The organism is Microbacterium sp. AC145, from assembly GCF_979258505.1.
In genome coordinates this window covers 1,665,718-1,681,550 of record NZ_OZ409859.1, presented here as the reverse complement: position 1 = coordinate 1,681,550, position 15,833 = coordinate 1,665,718, and the positions used below count along the sequence as shown (strand labels likewise).

Sequence of the window (15,833 nt, the reverse complement as noted above, 5' to 3'; positions counted from 1 at the left end):
GGTTTCGACCGAGGCTCAGGCCAGCGCGTGCGCCACCAGGCGCTCCAGCGTGCGGATCCCGTCGCGCGACAGGATCGACTCGAGGTGACCCTGCACCGATGCGAAGTGCTCGCCCCGCAGCGCGTAGACGTCACCGGTCGACGGGTCGGATGACACCTCGGCGAGCCCGACGGATGCGGTGCCCGGCGCCACCCGCGCAGTGAACGTGTTGTAGAAGCCGATCGAGGCGTCTTCGCCGAACACCGGCACGGCCTTCTGCAGTCCCTGGTGAGGGGCATCCAGCGGGGTGAGAGCGATGCCGAGGCGATCACTGAGGATCTGGTGGCTCAGGCAGACTGCGAGCAGCGGCGCCCCGGAATCGATCCGGTGCGAGACCACATGACGCATCCGCGTGATGCGATCGCTGTCCTCGTCTCTGGGGTCGCCCGGCCCCGGGCCCGCGACGACGAGATCGGCGAGATCGAGGTCGGAATCGTCGACGTCGTTCCACGCACTGATGGTGACGTCGAGGCCCAGATGGCGGAGCTGATGCGCGAGCATCGTCGTGAACCGGTCTTCGGCATCGACGACGACGGCCGTTCGTCCCGCGAACGGGCCTGTGAAGTCCTCGCCCTGAGGGTTCAGCCAGAACTCGGCCAGACGTGAGTTGCGCGAAGCGAGCAGCGCCTCGACGGCAGGGTCGGCAGCGAGCGACAGGTGTTCGCCGGGGGCGTCCGCGTCCTCGCGGGCGACGGAGACCTCGTCGCGGTCGATCGCGCCGATGGCGCCGAGGACACCTGCTGCCTTGCCGTGCGTCTCCGACACCTCACCGTGCGGGTCGGAATGGCGCACGAGCGTCGCGCCCACCGGCACGTTCAGTGAGCCGTCCCGAAGATAGACGGTGCGGATGAGGATAGGAGCGTCCAGATCGTGCCCGCCGCCACTGTTCGGGGTGAAGAGCGCTGCGACGCCGGAGTAATACCCGCGCGGCTTCGTCTCATGACGGCGGATCACGGCGCAGGCGTTCTGCATCGGGGAGCCGGTGACGGTCGGCGCGAACATCGTCTCGCGCAGGATGTCGCGGGGGTCGAGCGAGCTCCTGCCCCGGAGCATGTACTCGGTATGGGTGAGACGCGACATCTCCTTGAGGTGCGGACCGGTGATGCGTCCGCCGTCGGAACAGACGGCGCTCATCATCTTGAGCTCCTCATCGACGACCATGAACAGCTCCTCGGTCTCCTTGGTGGAGGAGAGGAAGTCGACCAGAGTCTCCTTCGTGGCGCCCCCCGCAGGGTGCCGGAAGGTGCCCGAGATCGGATTCATCGTGACGACACCTCCGCGTGCCACGACGTGCGCTTCGGGGCTCGCACCGACGGCGATGTGCCCGGGGGTGATCACCGCGAAGGTCCAGTAGGCCCCGCGCTCGTGGGTGAGCAGTGCGCGGAACCAGGTGAGGGCGGCGGTGCGATCATCGACGTCGATCTCGGCGGTGTAGTCGCGGCGGATGACGAAGTTCGCGCCCTCGCCACGGCCGATCTCGTCGGCGATCACGGTCTCCACGATCGACGCGTACTCCTCATCGCCGATGTCGAAGCCGCCGTCGCGCAGCGGCACGGGCGTGGCCGGAAGGTCGGCGAGGAGCGACGGGGTCTCGAGCTGCAGATGCTCGTCGATCACGATGCAGCGCAGCGGCGCACCGTCGTCCTGGGCCACGAAGCCGCGCTCGCGCACCTGGCGGTATGGCACCATCGCGAAGACCTCGCGCGGAACGCCGTCGATGTCGAGGGGGATGTCGGCGAGCAGATCGACGTCGACGACCTCGCCCGTGAGCAGCTCGACGGTGTCGGCGCCGTCGCGAGCGATCAGCACGAACGCCGCCGCGGGATCTGCGGTGAGCTCGGCAAGACGTGAGAGGGTCATCGGTGTCTCCTGTGCGTGGCTCCGGCTCGGCTCAACGAAAAGACCGCCCCGGAGGCGGTCTGGATTCGTGGGAACGCGAACACACCGCCTAGGAGGCGGGCCACCAGGTGAAGTTCGCGAGCATGGGCTGAAAACTATCACACCGTCGGACGCTCGCCCGGCCGCATGACTGTCGATCCGAGCCGCACGACATCCAGCCCGCGTGCATCCGGGCGGCGTAGGCTGGGGGTGTGCCAGCAGTGAATCTTGGGATGCCGAAGGTCCCCGAAGTCCTCGCCCCGCGACGCAAGTCCCGCCAGATCAAGGTGGGCAAGGTCCTCGTAGGCGGCGATGCCCCCGTGACCGTGCAGTCGATGACCACCACGAAGACGACGGACATCAACGCGACTCTGCAGCAGATCGCCGAGCTCACGGCATCAGGATGCGAGATCGTCCGTGTCGCCGTCCCCCATCAGGATGACGCCGACGCGCTGAAGATCATCGCGATGAAGAGCCAGATCCCGGTGATCGCCGACATCCACTTCCAGCCGCGCTACATCTACACCGCGATCGACGCCGGGTGCGGTGCGGTCCGAGTGAACCCGGGCAACATCCGCGAGTTCGACGGCAACGTCGGCAAGATCGCCGAGGCCGCCAAGGCCGCGGGCGTCTCGCTGCGCATCGGTGTCAACGCCGGATCACTTGACCGCCGCATCCTGACCAAGTACGGCAAGGCGACCGCCGAGGCCCTCGTCGAGAGCGCCGTCTGGGAGGCTTCGCTGTTCGAGGAGCACGACTTCCACGACTTCAAGATCTCGGTCAAGCACAATGACCCGATCGTCATGGTGAAGGCCTACCGTCTGCTCGCCGAGCGGGGCGACTGGCCGCTGCACCTCGGTGTGACAGAAGCCGGGCCCGCGTTCCAGGGCACGATCAAGAGCGCCACGGCGTTCGGCATCCTCCTCGGCGAGGGCATCGGCGACACCATCCGCGTGTCCCTCTCGGCGCCTCCTGCCGAAGAGGTCAAGGTCGGTCACCAGATCCTGCAGTCACTCAACCTCCGTGAGCGCAAGCTCGAGATCGTCTCGTGCCCGTCGTGCGGCCGCGCACAGGTCGATGTGTACACGCTCGCCGAGAACGTGACCGAGGGCCTCAAAGACATGACGGTGCCGCTGCGCGTCGCGGTCATGGGCTGCGTCGTGAACGGTCCTGGCGAGGCTCGAGAGGCAGACCTCGGTGTCGCCTCCGGCAACGGCAAGGGCCAGATCTTCGTCAAGGGCGAGGTCATCAAGACGGTGCCCGAGGCCGACATCGTCGCGACGCTGATCGAAGAGGCTAACCGTATCGCGGCCGACATGGGGCCCGAAGCGCCCCTCGGCACCGCGCAGGTCGTCACGGTCTGACCTCGGGAACGCTTCCCACACCGACTCGGTCGCTCGTCCCCTTCTGCACGCGGCGGCGCTCGTCATGAACATCTCAAGGAGTCCCATGTCCTCGTCGACCGTCGTGTCCTTCGCCGGTGGCGATGTCTCGGGATCCAGCACCGTCACCCGGGTCGAGTCCACAGTCGAGGGAGCCGTCGTCGTCGTGGACGCGACGCCGTTCCACCCTGTCGATCACACGTGGCCGGATCAGCCGGGCGACAGCGGAGAGATCACGCTCGACGGGTCCGCGGTCCGCGTATCCGAGGCTGTGATGGCGGCCGTCTCGGATGCGGGCCAGTTCGCCGTCGGTTCCGACATCCCCGTGAAGCGCGGCGCTGAGGGGTGGACCTGGCTCGTCGGTCATCCGATCGAAGGAGAGACCCCGTCCTGGCTGGTGGAGGGCGCACGCGTGGAACTGTCGGTCGACTCGTCCCGTCGGGCCGGTCTCAGCCGAGGTCACACCGCGTGTCATCTGGCGTCCCTGGCACTCGATCTCGCCCTTGCGGACTTGTGGCGCAAGGATCCGGGCGAGGATGCTCTGGGCGCGCCGAACTTCGAGGGCAAGGCCAATCAATCCAGCCGGATCCACCCGGACGGCGCGGTCGACGAGTACCGCCTGGGCAAGAGCCTGCGCAGGGCGGGGTTCGACACCGAGACGTTCGCAGCGACACTCGCTGACCGCGAAGCGGCCATCAATGCTCGGCTGGCCGACTGGGTCGCCTCCGATGCGCCGAGCCGCGTGGTGACCGAGGGGTCGACGATCGTGGACCGTCGCAGCTGGCACTGCGAACTTCCTGGCGGCACGGCTGAGATCCTGTGTGGAGGCACGCACGTGGCGTCCCTCTCCGAGTTCGTCTCGATCTCGGTGACGCTCGACCTGACGGATCCGCAGCTCCTGGTCATGACGACGCGGGCAGTCCCCGCCGCCTGAGGCGGTCGGCGTTCGAGGTCGCTCAGCGCCCAGGCGGTGAGGCGGTGAGCTCGATCTCCCCTCGAGTGACGTCGGCGCGCACGACGTGGAGCCGTACGACGGCTCCGGGGACGGCGCCGTCCGGAACCGGGGCGGAGGCGGTGACGGCAGGGTCGGCGATCTGGACCGTCGCCCGCTCACCGCGTATCTCGATCACGGTCGCATCGAGCGCGGAGCCGACCAGGGGAGTCATCAACGCGGCCTCGACGCAGTTGATCGTCGCGGAATCGAGTCTGGACGCGCGCTGACCCGACTCCTGCATCAGCGCCGGGAGATCGGCGAGGGACTCTCGGACCCAGCCCGGCACCTCACGCCCCTCGGACACGGCGAGGCAGATCGCGAGCGACCAGCGATCGACGAGACGCCGAAGAGGTGCCGTGGCGTGCGCATACGGTGCGGCGATCGCCGCCTGTTCCGTGTCGGACGGCACAGAGCCGTCGAAGGTCACATACCCCGCTCCGCGGAAGAGTGACGCCGCCGCCTCGAGAATCGGCAGAGTCAGGGGGTCAGAGCGATCCAGTTCGCGCAGGTAGTCGCCGTATCGGCCCGTCGTCCAGGGGCGGCCGAGTGCCTCGGTCTGATGACGGAACGCGTCGAAGGACTTCTCGTCGGGCTGAGGCATCGTCCGCAGGATGCCGATGCCGGCCTCGATCATCAGGGAAGCTGCCGCCATCCCCGTCATGAGGGACAGCTGAGCGTTCCATTCCTCGACGGGAAGCGGGTGTCGACGTTCGATCGAGTAGGTCCCGTCCACGCCTCGAACGACCTCCTCGTCAGGGAGGTTCAGACTCGCTCCGCCTCGGAGCTTCTCCTGCGCGATCCGCAGCGCGCCGATCTCGGGGAGCAGCAGGGCAGGGCCCTCCTCGCCCCGGTCGAGGGCCGCCTGGGTGCTGGCGTAGTCGAGCTGCGCGCGCGAGCGGATCAGGGCTCGCTCGAGCCGGAAGTCCTCGACGACTCCTGCGGGGTCGAGGGCGAAGGTCCACACGAGTGCGGGGCGATCCACGTCTGCCAGCAGTGACGCGCGATCCTCACTCAGGACTTTCGGATGCAGGGGGATCGTGCCGTCCGCTGCGTACAGCGTCTGACCTCGACGACGGGCCTCCGCGTCCACCGCGCCGCCGGGGGTCACGAATCCGGGCACATCGGCGATCGCATAGCGAACGGTGTATCCGGAGTCGCGCCGCTCGAGGTGGAAGGCCTGATCGAGGTCGCGCGAGCCGAGCGGGTCGAGTGTGGCGAACGGCACGTCACGCAGGTCGAGTTGGGGAGTCGCGGCATCCGACACGGCCGCCTCGGCCAGCACCGCAGCAGGGAACTCTGCGGGAGCGTCCAGAGATTCCTTGAGCGCGGCGAGCGCCGCGGTGAGTTCCGTCTGGGCGGCGGACGGACCAACGTGGGATCGGCGCTGAGGCATGACCCCCACACTATGTCCAGTGTTCCCGTCGGGTGGTCCAGACGAAGACGTCGTCGCCGAGGCGCGCGACGTGCCAGGGATGTGGTGTCTCGGGGAGCGGTGGCATCGGCAGGAGTCGCCGCGATGCGCGCCAGCCAGAACCTGTGATTTCCGTGTCCGTCCGGCCCCGACCGGAATACTGGGCGTTAGCGTGGGGGCATGACCACTGCTGCGAAAGCCCAGACCCTGATCGGACTCTACGAAGCGCCGGAGATCCTCCGCGTCGTGAATGTGTGGGACGTCGTGTCCGCCCGAGCGGTCGCGAAGCTCCCGGAGACCAAGGCGATCGCCACCGCAGGCCACGGCATCGCTGCCTCCTTCGGATTCGAGGACGGCGCGATCACGCGCGACATCATGATCGACATGGTCGGCCGCATCGCAGCATCCGTCTCGGTGCCGGTGACCGCCGACCTGGACGACGGATACGGTGACGCGGGAGAGACCACACGTCTCGCCATCGGCGCCGGTGTCGTCGGTGCCAACGTCGAAGACCGCCTCAAGCCGTTCGACGAATCCGTCGCCGCGGTCGAGGCCATCGTCAAGGCCGCCGAGGCCGAGGGCGTTCCGTTCGCACTCAACGCCCGCACCGACGCGTTCGTGCGCGCAGGCCACCGACCGGTGGCCGAGAGCGTCGCCGACGCGATCCAGCGCGGGCGCGCGTTCCTCGACGCCGGGGCCACCGCGGTCTTCGTTCCCGGCATGCTCGACGCGAACATCACGCGTCAGCTCGTAGAGGGCCTCGGAGAAGGCAAGCTCAGCGTGATCGGCCTTCCCGGAACCCTCGCGGCGTCGGAGTACGAGAAGCTCGGCGTCGCGCGTATCTCCTACGGGCCCCTTCCGCAGCGCGTGGCGCTCACCGCCGTGCAGGACCTCGCCGCGAGCCTGTACGCCGGCGGAGTGATCCCCAACGGGCTTCCCGCGCTCAACTGACGCATCGTGTGGGCGAGTGACCACCGGTCAGTAGACTTGGCCCGTGGTCACTCGTCTTTCGAAATTCTTCCTCCGCACGCTCCGCGAAGACCCTGCTGGCGCAGAGATCGCGAGCCACAAGCTGCTGATCCGCGCCGGATACATCCGACCGCAGGCTGCCGGCATCTTCGCCTGGCTGCCGCTCGGTCTCCGCGTCAAAGCCAAGATCGAGACGGTCGTCCGCGAGGAGATGGCCGCCGCGGGTGCGCAGGAGGTGCATTTCCCGGCCCTGATGCCGCGTGAGTCGTACGAGGCGACGGGCCGTTGGGAGGAGTACGGCGACCTGCTTTTCCGGCTCCAGGACCGCAAGGGCGGCGACTACCTGCTCGCCCCGACGCACGAAGAAGCCTTCACTCTGCTGGTGAAGGACCTCTACTCGTCGTACAAGGATCTGCCGCTCATGCTTTTCCAGATCCAGGACAAGTACCGCGATGAGGCGCGTCCCCGTGCCGGCCTGCTTCGCGGACGTGAGTTCACGATGAAGGACGCCTACTCGTTCGACGCCTCGGATGAGGGCCTCGACGTGAGCTATCAGGCGCAGCGCGATGCCTACGAGCGGATCTTCCAGCGCCTCGGTCTCGAGTACGTCATCGTCCAGGCGGATGCCGGAGCGATGGGCGGTTCGCGCAGCGAGGAGTTCCTTCACCCGACTCCGGTCGGCGAGGACACGTTCGTTCGCAGCGCCGGGGGATACGCCGCCAACGTGGAAGCGTTCACGACGGCGGTGCCCGAAGCGATCGCGTTCGACGCCGATGCGGCACCGGTGGTCTTCGACTCGCCTAACACGCCCACGATCGAGACGCTCGTGGCGCATTCGAACGACCACCTCGACGGCGACTACACGGCCGCAGACACGCTCAAGAACGTGGTGCTCGCGCTCACTCATCTCGACGGCACTCGTGAACTCGTCGTCGTCGGCATTCCCGGCGACCGTGAGGTCGACGAGAAGCGAGCCGAGGTCGCATTCGCGCCGGCCGAGGTGGAGACCGCCACGGCAGACGACTTCGAGAAGAACCCCCTGCTCGTCAAGGGCTACATCGGTCCCTGGTCGCCGACCGGAGCCGTGCTCGGCGAAGAGTCCGCCACAGGCATCCGCTATCTGGTCGATCCCCGCGTGAGCGAGGGCACCAGCTGGATCACCGGCGCGAACATCGACCAGAAGCATGCGCACTCGGTGGTGGCCGGTCGCGACTTCTTCGCGGACGGCATCGTCGAGATCGCGAACGTCCGCGCAGGCGACCCCGCGCCCGACGGCTCCGGACCCGTCGAGCTCGCACGGGGCATGGAGATCGGCCACGTCTTCCAGCTCGGACGCAAGTACGCCGAGGCCCTCGGTCTCAAGGTGCTGAACGAGAACGGCAAGCTCGTCACCGTCACGATGGGCTCCTACGGCATCGGGGTCACCCGCATCCTGGCGATCATCGCCGAGCTGAACAACGACGAGAAGGGGCTCATCTGGCCGCAGTCCGTCGCACCGTTCGACGTGCAGGTCGTCGCCGCCGGTCGTGACCAGGTCGCCTTCGACGTGGCCGCTGACCTGTCGGCGCAGCTCGAGACCGCAGGTCTCGATGTCCTCTACGACGATCGTCCCAAGGTGTCGCCCGGGGTCAAATTCGGTGACGCCGAGCTCGTGGGTGTGCCGAAGATCGTCATCGTCGGCCGCGGGGCCGCCGAGGGGCAGGTCGAGTTGTGGGAGCGCAGCACGGGCGATCGCAGCGCGGTGTCCGTCGCCGAGGCCGTGCAGCAGCTGACCCGCCGCTGACCCCAGGCAGAGAATGCCGGGCACCTCGTCGGAGGTGCCCGGCATTCCGTCTGTTCGGAGCGTGCGGTCGCGTCAGCAGACGATGCGGCCGTGATTCATGATGTCGTCATCGGGCGTGTCCTTGGTGACGAGCGCCTTGAGTGCCCCCGCCGCCATCGCGATCTTGCCCTTGGTAGGCTCCCAGAACTCGGTGACCGTCGGCGTCACCTTCAGAAGAGCGATGCCAGGGGTGTCGAGCCCGTCCTCGAACCAGATGTCGAGCGAGGGCGAGTACAGCTCTTCCATCTTCGCGCGGTCGTGAACCACGGACGCAGTGCCCGCCACCGACACGTATCGCATGCCCTTGGCGTCGCAATAGGAGAGGCCGACCTGGTGGTGGGCACGTGCCTCTTCGACCTTCTCGGTGTCCTCAGCCGTGAAGAACCAGATGTCTCCGGCATCGTCCATCTGCCTGGTCGACATCGGCCTGCTTACCAGGTTTCCGTCATCGTCCGTCGTCGTCAGCATCGTGAAGTCGATGTCTTCGACGAGCTCGGTCACGCGCGCCAGTGCTTCCGGTCCAGTGATCTCTGTCATGCGGCCACTGTGCCGCAGGGAGTCCGACTCCGCACGGGCGTTGACACCGAGCCATGAGCGTGGTGAGGGAGGCGGGCGGCGTTGCGTCGACCCGCTCAACAGCCGATCGTGACAGGCTGAGGGCATGACCGACGAACCACTGCCGGAATCGCTCAGCGCCGAGATCAACAACGTCCTGGACGAGGCCGGAGTGAAAGCCGATCGCAGGCTGGTCATGCGCATGATGCGCACGGCGGTGCTGCTGGGAGAGGACGGGACGAACCGCCTCGACCTCAAGATCGCCTCTGCGGCCCTCGCCGAGATGCGGGATGCCTTCCGCCTGTTCGCACCGTTCGAGGGCGTGCCGAAGGTCACGGTCTTCGGCTCTGCGAGGACCCGTCACGACGACCCGCTCTACGTGCAGGCTCGAGACGTCGCAGCTGCTCTCGCCGCGGACGGCTGGATGGTGGTCACCGGCGCCGGACCCGGGATCATGCAGGCTGCCGCCGAGGGTGCGGGCCCCGCGCTCTCGCTCGGGGTGTCGATCCGGCTGCCGTTCGAAGAGAAGGCGAACAGTCTGATCGCCGCCAGCGAGCACGTCGTGGCGATGAAGTACTTCTTCACCCGCAAGCTCATGCTCATCAAGGAGTCGAGCGGGTTCATCTGTCTCCCCGGCGGATTCGGCACGCTCGACGAGATGTTCGAGCTGTTGACCCTGCAACAGACGGGCAAGGCAGAGCCGACCCCGATCGTTCTGCTCGACGAGCCGGACGGATCGTTCTGGCACGGCCTGAAGCGCTTCATAGACGAGGACCTCGCGCCGACCGGAGTGATCTCCGAAGGCGACTTCGACCGCGTCGTCATCACCGATTCGGTGGATTCGGCCGCGGCCGTGATCGCGGGCTTCTGGCGCAACTACGACTCGCTGCGATGGGTGGGGGACACGCTCGTCCTGCGCCTTCGAGCCGAACCGACCGATGACGAGCTCGACGGCCTCAACGATCGGTTCTCCGGGATGCTCGCCGACGGTCGGATCGAGCGCACGGCACCTCGTCAGCCCGAGGTCGCCGATGACGACGTGCTCCACCTCCCGAGACTCGCGTTGCATCTGGACCAGCGGCAGGTCGGAAACCTGTTCCGTCTGATCGCTGCCGTCAATGAGCTGGGGACTGCTCCCTCGCTCTGATGCTCTCGGAGAAGTCGGCGAAGGCGATCGAACGGCCTAGGATCCGCTCGGCTGCTCGATGACCGGAGTACAGCGCGGCTCCCACCGTCGCGGGTTCATCGCCCCAGGTGGCTTCTCCAGCGAAGTGCAGCACACCGTCGACCGGTCCCGCGAGTTCGTCATGGTCGTGATGGGACGATCCGACGGCCAGGTGCGAGTACGAGCCGTTCGAGAGCGGATCGTGCCCCCATCGCGTGACCCAATGCGCAGAGGGCGCGCCGACCGCGTCGCCATAGAGCACCCGAAGCGCTGACACGACATCCGCGACGATCTCGTCATCGGAGAGTTCCTGCACCCGGCGTCCGAACGGCCCGGCAGCGAAGGTCAGCAGTGTGGGAACGCCGCTGACCGCCGACACGTCGTACCAGGAGTGCCAATGCTCGCCGGCTTCGCCGAGCGCCCGGAGGACATAGCTGTCCTCGTCCCAGAAACGCTCGGGGAACTGGATGAAGATCTTGTTGAACACCCCCATCCCCAGTCGTTCGATCGGCCCTGCGACAGCATCGGGCAGGGGAGGGACGAATTCGATCGATTCCCCCTTGAGTACGCCGAGCGGCACGGTGACCAGCGCGCGGCGTGCGGAGAACTCGCCGCTCTCGGTCGACACCGCGACTCCGGCATCCGTGCGCGTTATGCGTGTGACGACGCTCCGCAGACGGATGTCGAGACCGGCGGCGATGCGTCGCGGGATCTCGTCATAGCCGTGAGGGAAGATGACTTCATCGCCGTCGATCGCGTCCTCGTCGAGTCCATGGGCGTCGAGGTCGCCGATCCAAGCTCCGCACTGCTCCTCGACTCGGTGGCGGAAGAACTCGCGGATCTCATCGATGCGCTCGGGATCGAACCCGGAGCGGTCCAACGCGCGCTCCGTCACATCGAGATAGGTGTCGCCGGGGGAGGAACGCGCGATCTCGTCGGCCAGCAGGCGATCGGCCTCATCGACGTCGGAGACCCACCGAGACGTGCTCGCGGCATCCATCGCCCTGCCGTCGCCATCGAAGTTCTCGATCTGCCGCCCTCCGGCCTGGAAACTGCCGACGGTGTATTCGAGCGTGGGGATACCGAGCGCCTGCACGAGGTCCCACAGCGGGGAGCCCTCGATGCCGTGCACCCACGATGCGCCGAGATCGACGGGGAAGCCGGCAGAACGATCGGTATGCATCCGGCCGCCGACCCTGTCCCTCGCCTCGAGGACGATGACGTTCTCGCCGGCGTCGGCGAGCATGCGAGCCGCGGTCACGCCCGACATCCCCGCCCCGATCACGATGGTGTCGTACGTGGTCATGGGGTCCTCCTGCGCCTCAGGCACCGCTCCGGTGCGGCCGCCGCCGTGGTACGGGCGGTGGGCACAGGGTATCGTGGTGGGGATGTCGCGCGTGAACACCCGCGTGACGAGAGCTGAATAGGGAGCCGTCATGGATATCGAACTGAGTCTGCTGCGTGGGATCGAGAAGGAGAAGGCGATTCCCTTCGACGAACTCGTCGCCATCATCGAGCAGGCCATCCTGACCGCATACGCCAAGCACGTCTTCGCAGACGGCGCCACACCCGAGGGTGTTCGCGTGGAACTCGATCGTCGTACCGGGCACGTCGCCGTGCTGCAGGTCGTCAAGGACGAAGAGGGTGCGATCATCGGCGAAGAAGATGCGATGCCGGACGACTTCGGACGCATCGCGGCATTCGCCGCCAAGCAGGTCATCAGCCAGCGTCTGCGCGACATCGCGGACGACGTGGTGCTCGGAGACTTCAAGGACAAGGAAGGCGACATCGTCGCCGGTGTGATCCAGCAGGGACCGAACCCGCGCATGATCCACGTCGATCTGGGAGCGGTCGAAGCGATCCTTCCGCCCGAGGAGCAGGTGCCGGGCGAGGAGTACACCCACGGGTCGCGGCTCCGCGTGTACGTGACCAGCGTCGCGAAGGGTCTCAAGGGGCCGCAGATCACCGTCTCGCGCACTCACCCTGGACTCGTGCGCAAGCTGTTCGCGCTGGAGGTCCCCGAGATCGCCGCCGGGCTCGTCGAGATCGTCTCGTTGGCCCGCGAGGCCGGCCACCGCACGAAGATCGCCGTCCGGGCGAACGACCCGGCCATCAACGCCAAGGGCGCCTGCATCGGCGAGATGGGCCGTCGCGTCCGTGCCGTGACCGAGGAGCTAGCAGGGGAGAAGATCGACATCGTCGACTTCGATCCGGAGCTCGCGCCGTTCGTCGCCAACGCTCTCTCGCCGGCGAAGGTGACGAGCGCATTCATCCTGGACGCCGGCACCAAGGCCGTGCGTGCCCTGGTGCCCGACTACCAGCTCTCGCTCGCGATCGGCAAGGAGGGGCAGAATGCCCGCCTCGCCGCCAAGCTCACCGGCGCGAAGATCGACATTCAGCCCGACAGCGTCCTGGACTGATCGCTCGTCACGTCCGACTCGCGCCCCTCGCGCGAGTCGGACGGGAACACAGGTGTAAGATGGAACCCGTACGAATGTGCGTCGGCTGTCGCACGCGTGCTCCCCGCACCGCTCTTCTCAGGGTGGTGTCCCAGAACGAGACGCTCATCATCGATGAGCGTGCTGTCCTGCCGGGGCGAGGCGCGTGGGTTCATCCGACACCGGAATGCATGGATGCCGCTCTGCGGCGTCGGGCTTTCGGAAGAGCACTGCGCGTCTCCAGCGATCTGGACACGCGGAACATCGAACAGCACCCACCAAGAAACAAAGGCTGAACGGCTATGGAAACAAAGTGAACGGCTCGAAATGAGACCCGTCCGCGACTAGTGGTCTGCCCTGTCTGGGTGGACCGACCCCAGACAGGAGAATTGTGGCTGGTAAACCACGCGTACACGAGATCGCCGCCGAACTCGGCGTCGACAGCAAGATCGCACTTGCAAAGCTCAAGGAACTCGGAGAGTTCGTCAAGAGCCCCTCTTCGACCATCGAACCTCCGGTGGCGCGCAAGCTGCGCGCTGCCATCGAGTCCGATGCATCTCTGAAGTCGTCCGGCGACGCTGCTCCGGCAGCGGCGTCTTCGGCTTCCGGCGCCAAGTCCGCTGCGCCCGGCGCCAAGCCGGCCGCACCGGGTCGTGCCCCGAAGCCCGGCGCACCTGTGCCCGGCCCGAAGCCCGCTCCGAAGCCGGCTCCCGAGGCTCCGGTCACCGAGGCCCCGGCAGCTCCGGCCGAGACACCCGCTCCGGCTGCTCCCGCAGCTCCCGCATCGGGTGACGATGCTGCGGCGAAGCCCTCAGGCGACGCTGCTCCGAAGCCTGGCGCACCGCGTCCCGGCAACAACCCGTTCTCGTCGGCGCAGGGCATGGGCCAGCGCCCGGCAGGTCCGCGTCCCGGCAACAACCCGTTCGCATCCGCGCAGGGCATGGGGCAGCGCCCGACGCCCGGCAACATCCCGCGTCCGCAGGCGCCTCGTCCCGGCGCTCCGCGTCCGGGCGCGCCTCGTCCCGGTTCCCCCCGTCCCGGCGCTCCGCGCGGCGGTCAGGGTGGTCGTCCCGGCGCACCGTTCCAGCAGCGTCCGGGTGGTCCCGGTCGGCCGGGCGGTGCCGGTGGACCCGGTGGTGGCCCCGGTGCCCGTCCTGGCGGCGGCGGCGGTTTCGCAGGCCGTCCCGGCGGCGGTGGCGGTCGTGGCCGTGGCCCCGGCGGAGGTACCGCAGGTGCCTTCGGCAAGGGTGGCGGCAAGAGCAAGCAGCGCAAGTCGCGGCGGGCGAAGCGGCAGGAATTCGAGATGCGGAGCGCCCCGATCGTCGGTGGCGTCAACGTCACCCGCGGTAACGGGGAGACCATCCGCATGCGCCGTGGCGCGTCGATCGCGGACTTCGCCGACAAGATCGAGACGCTGACCGGTTACACGGTTCAGCCGGGAACCCTCGTGACGATCCTCTTCAACCTCGGCGAGATGGCCACGGCCACCGAGTCGCTGGACGAGGCGACGTTCGAGGTCCTGGGTGAAGAGCTCGGCTACAAGATCCAGATGGTCTCGCCCGAGGACGAGGACAAGGAGCTCCTCGAGGGCTTCGGGCTCAACCTCGAGCAGGAGCTCGAGGAGGAGAGCGAGGACGACCTTGAGATCCGTCCTCCGGTTGTCACCGTCATGGGTCACGTCGACCACGGTAAGACCCGACTGCTCGACGCGATCCGCCAGACCAACGTCATCGACGGCGAGGCCGGCGGCATCACGCAGCACATCGGTGCGTACCAGGTGTGGACGGAGCATGAGGGCATCGAGCGTGCCATCACCTTCATCGACACCCCCGGTCACGAGGCGTTCACCGCCATGCGTGCCCGTGGAGCGCAGGTCACCGACCTCGCGATCCTCGTGGTCGCGGCCGACGACGGAATCATGCCGCAGACGGTCGAGGCGCTCAACCACGCCCAGGCTGCGAACGTGCCGATCGTGGTCGCGGTGAACAAGGTCGACAAGCCCGACGCAAACCCGGGCAAGGTCCGCCAGCAGCTCACCGAATACGGTCTGGTCGCCGAGGAGTACGGCGGAGACGTCATGTTCGTCGACGTGTCGGCTCGGGCGAACACCGGCATCCAGGATCTGCTGGATGCGGTGCTGCTCACCGCTGACGCCGGTCTCGACCTCACGGCCAACCCGAACAAGGGTGCCCGCGGTGTCGCGATCGAGGCGAAGCTCGACAAGGGTCGCGGTTCGGTCGCCACGGTGCTGATCCAGTCCGGAACTCTCCGCGTCGGAGACGCGATCGTGGCCGGAACGGCTTACGGCCGAGTGCGTGCGATGGCCGACGAGAACGGCGAGCAGGTCCTCGAGGCCTACCCGTCGCGTCCGGTGCAGGTGCAGGGCCTCAATTCCGTGCCCCGCGCCGGCGACGTCTTCATCGTCACCGAGGAAGACCGCATGGCTCGCCAGATCGCTGAGAAGCGTGAAGCGGTCGAGCGCAATGCCCAGCTGGCCAAGGCCCGCAAGCGCATCTCGCTCGAGGACTTCACGCGTGCTCTCGAAGACGGCAAGGTCGAGTCGCTCAACCTCATCATCAAGGGTGACGTCTCCGGTGCCGTCGAGGCACTCGAGGAGTCGCTGCTCAAGATCGAGGTCGACGACTCGGTGCAGCTCCGCATCATCCACCGCGGTGTCGGTGCGATCACGGAGTCCGACGTCAACCTCGCGACGATCGACAACGCGATCATCGTGGGCTTCAACGTCCGCCCCGACACGAAGGCGCGCGAGCGCGCTCAGCGTGAAGGCGTGGACATCCGGTTCTACTCGGTCATCTACAACGCGATCGACGAGATCGAGAGCTCGCTCAAGGGCATGCTCAAGCCGGAGTACGAAGAGGTCCAGTCGGGTGTCGCCGAGATCCGCGAGGTGTTCCGCTCCTCGAAGTTCGGCAACATCGCGGGTGTCATCGTGCGCTCGGGGACGATCACGCGAAACGCCAAGGCTCGCGTCATCCGCGACGGTGTGGTGATCGCCGATGGTCTCGCCATCGAGTCGCTGCGTCGTTTCAAGGATGACGTCACCGAGGTCCGCACGGACTACGAGGCCGGTATCGGCCTCGGCAAGTTCAACGACATCCAGATCGGTGACGAGATCGAGACCACTGAGCTGGTCGAGAAGCCTCGCGGCTGATCTAGTCA

Annotated in this window: 12 protein-coding genes; 8 read left to right on the top strand and 4 right to left on the bottom strand. The window is 67.3% G+C overall.

Annotated features, from left to right (window positions below; genetic code table 11):
• Positions 1-15 precede the first annotated feature (15 nt).
• Complete coding sequence (locus ACZZZN_RS08305; protein WP_463504689.1) at positions 16-1,899, bottom strand: chorismate-binding protein; 1,884 nt, start codon at positions 1,897-1,899, stop codon at positions 16-18.
• Positions 1,900-2,129: 230 nt separating this feature from the next.
• Between ACZZZN_RS08305 and ispG the strand changes: the two genes are divergently transcribed.
• Both ispG and ACZZZN_RS08295 read left to right on the top strand, forming a co-directional pair.
• Complete coding sequence (ispG, locus tag ACZZZN_RS08300; RefSeq protein WP_463504688.1) at positions 2,130-3,281, top strand: flavodoxin-dependent (E)-4-hydroxy-3-methylbut-2-enyl-diphosphate synthase; 1,152 nt, start codon at positions 2,130-2,132, stop codon at positions 3,279-3,281.
• Between the two features lie 85 nt (positions 3,282-3,366).
• Positions 3,367-4,233, top strand: a complete 867-nt coding sequence (locus ACZZZN_RS08295; protein ID WP_463504687.1) for an alanyl-tRNA editing protein — start codon at positions 3,367-3,369, stop codon at positions 4,231-4,233.
• 22 nt (positions 4,234-4,255) lie between these two features.
• Here ACZZZN_RS08295 and ACZZZN_RS08290 read toward each other — a convergent pair whose 3' ends face one another.
• Positions 4,256-5,686, bottom strand: coding sequence for an RNB domain-containing ribonuclease (locus ACZZZN_RS08290; protein ID WP_463504686.1), 1,431 nt, complete (start codon positions 5,684-5,686; stop codon positions 4,256-4,258).
• A gap of 198 nt (positions 5,687-5,884) precedes the next feature.
• On the opposite strand from ACZZZN_RS08290, the gene ACZZZN_RS08285 reads away from it, so the two are divergent.
• Together ACZZZN_RS08285 and ACZZZN_RS08280 are read left to right on the top strand one after the other, a co-directional pair.
• Positions 5,885-6,655 (top strand): isocitrate lyase/PEP mutase family protein, encoded by a 771-nt coding sequence (locus ACZZZN_RS08285; protein WP_463504685.1) that lies wholly within the window; start codon positions 5,885-5,887, stop codon positions 6,653-6,655.
• 43 nt (positions 6,656-6,698) lie between these two features.
• The gene (locus ACZZZN_RS08280; RefSeq protein WP_463504684.1) at positions 6,699-8,456 is read left to right on the top strand and encodes a proline--tRNA ligase; all 1,758 of its coding nucleotides are present in this window, start codon (positions 6,699-6,701) and stop codon (positions 8,454-8,456) included.
• A 72-nt stretch (positions 8,457-8,528) separates the two neighbouring features.
• On the opposite strand, the gene ACZZZN_RS08275 is transcribed toward ACZZZN_RS08280, so the two are convergent.
• Positions 8,529-9,032: a pyridoxamine 5'-phosphate oxidase family protein gene (locus tag ACZZZN_RS08275; RefSeq protein ID WP_463504683.1), complete on the bottom strand. Its 504-nt coding sequence runs from the start codon at positions 9,030-9,032 to the stop codon at positions 8,529-8,531.
• 124 nt (positions 9,033-9,156) lie between these two features.
• On the opposite strand from ACZZZN_RS08275, the gene ACZZZN_RS08270 reads away from it, so the two are divergent.
• Positions 9,157-10,197, top strand: coding sequence for an LOG family protein (locus tag ACZZZN_RS08270; RefSeq protein ID WP_463504682.1), 1,041 nt, complete (start codon positions 9,157-9,159; stop codon positions 10,195-10,197).
• Here ACZZZN_RS08270 and ACZZZN_RS08265 read toward each other — a convergent pair.
• On the bottom strand, positions 10,166-11,653 hold the full coding sequence (locus ACZZZN_RS08265; RefSeq protein ID WP_463504681.1) for a flavin monoamine oxidase family protein: 1,488 nt from the start codon (positions 11,651-11,653) through the stop codon (positions 10,166-10,168). The genes ACZZZN_RS08270 and ACZZZN_RS08265 overlap by 32 nt on opposite strands.
• On the opposite strand from ACZZZN_RS08265, the gene nusA reads away from it, so the two are divergent.
• The 3 genes from nusA to infB all read left to right on the top strand — a co-directional run bounded on the left by nusA (position 11,652) and on the right by infB (position 15,825).
• The gene (gene nusA / locus ACZZZN_RS08260) at positions 11,652-12,635 is read left to right on the top strand and encodes a transcription termination factor NusA (protein WP_463504680.1); all 984 of its coding nucleotides are present in this window, start codon (positions 11,652-11,654) and stop codon (positions 12,633-12,635) included. The genes ACZZZN_RS08265 and nusA overlap by 2 nt on opposite strands.
• 59 nt (positions 12,636-12,694) lie before the next feature.
• The gene (locus ACZZZN_RS08255; RefSeq protein WP_463504679.1) at positions 12,695-12,949 is read left to right on the top strand and encodes a YlxR family protein; all 255 of its coding nucleotides are present in this window, start codon (positions 12,695-12,697) and stop codon (positions 12,947-12,949) included.
• A gap of 95 nt (positions 12,950-13,044) precedes the next feature.
• The gene (gene infB / locus ACZZZN_RS08250; protein WP_463504678.1) at positions 13,045-15,825 is read left to right on the top strand and encodes a translation initiation factor IF-2; all 2,781 of its coding nucleotides are present in this window, start codon (positions 13,045-13,047) and stop codon (positions 15,823-15,825) included.
• The last annotated feature ends 8 nt before the right edge of the window (positions 15,826-15,833 follow it).

Excerpts from the sequence above, each read along its gene's own strand:
- ACZZZN_RS08305 (WP_463504689.1), bottom strand. The coding sequence starts at position 1,899 with ATGACCCTCTCACGTCTTGCCGAGCTCACCGCAGATCCCGCGGCGGCG.
- ACZZZN_RS08295 (WP_463504687.1), top strand. The coding sequence starts at position 3,367 with ATGTCCTCGTCGACCGTCGTGTCCTTCGCCGGTGGCGATGTCTCGGGA.
- ACZZZN_RS08290 (WP_463504686.1), bottom strand. The coding sequence starts at position 5,686 with ATGCCTCAGCGCCGATCCCACGTTGGTCCGTCCGCCGCCCAGACGGAA.
- ACZZZN_RS08285 (WP_463504685.1), top strand. The coding sequence starts at position 5,885 with ATGACCACTGCTGCGAAAGCCCAGACCCTGATCGGACTCTACGAAGCG.
- ACZZZN_RS08275 (WP_463504683.1), bottom strand. The coding sequence starts at position 9,032 with ATGACAGAGATCACTGGACCGGAAGCACTGGCGCGCGTGACCGAGCTC.
- ACZZZN_RS08270 (WP_463504682.1), top strand. The coding sequence starts at position 9,157 with ATGACCGACGAACCACTGCCGGAATCGCTCAGCGCCGAGATCAACAAC.
- nusA (WP_463504680.1), top strand. The coding sequence starts at position 11,652 with ATGGATATCGAACTGAGTCTGCTGCGTGGGATCGAGAAGGAGAAGGCG.
- ACZZZN_RS08265 (WP_463504681.1), bottom strand. The coding sequence starts at position 11,653 with ATGACGGCTCCCTATTCAGCTCTCGTCACGCGGGTGTTCACGCGCGAC.
- ACZZZN_RS08255 (WP_463504679.1), top strand. The coding sequence starts at position 12,695 with ATGGAACCCGTACGAATGTGCGTCGGCTGTCGCACGCGTGCTCCCCGC.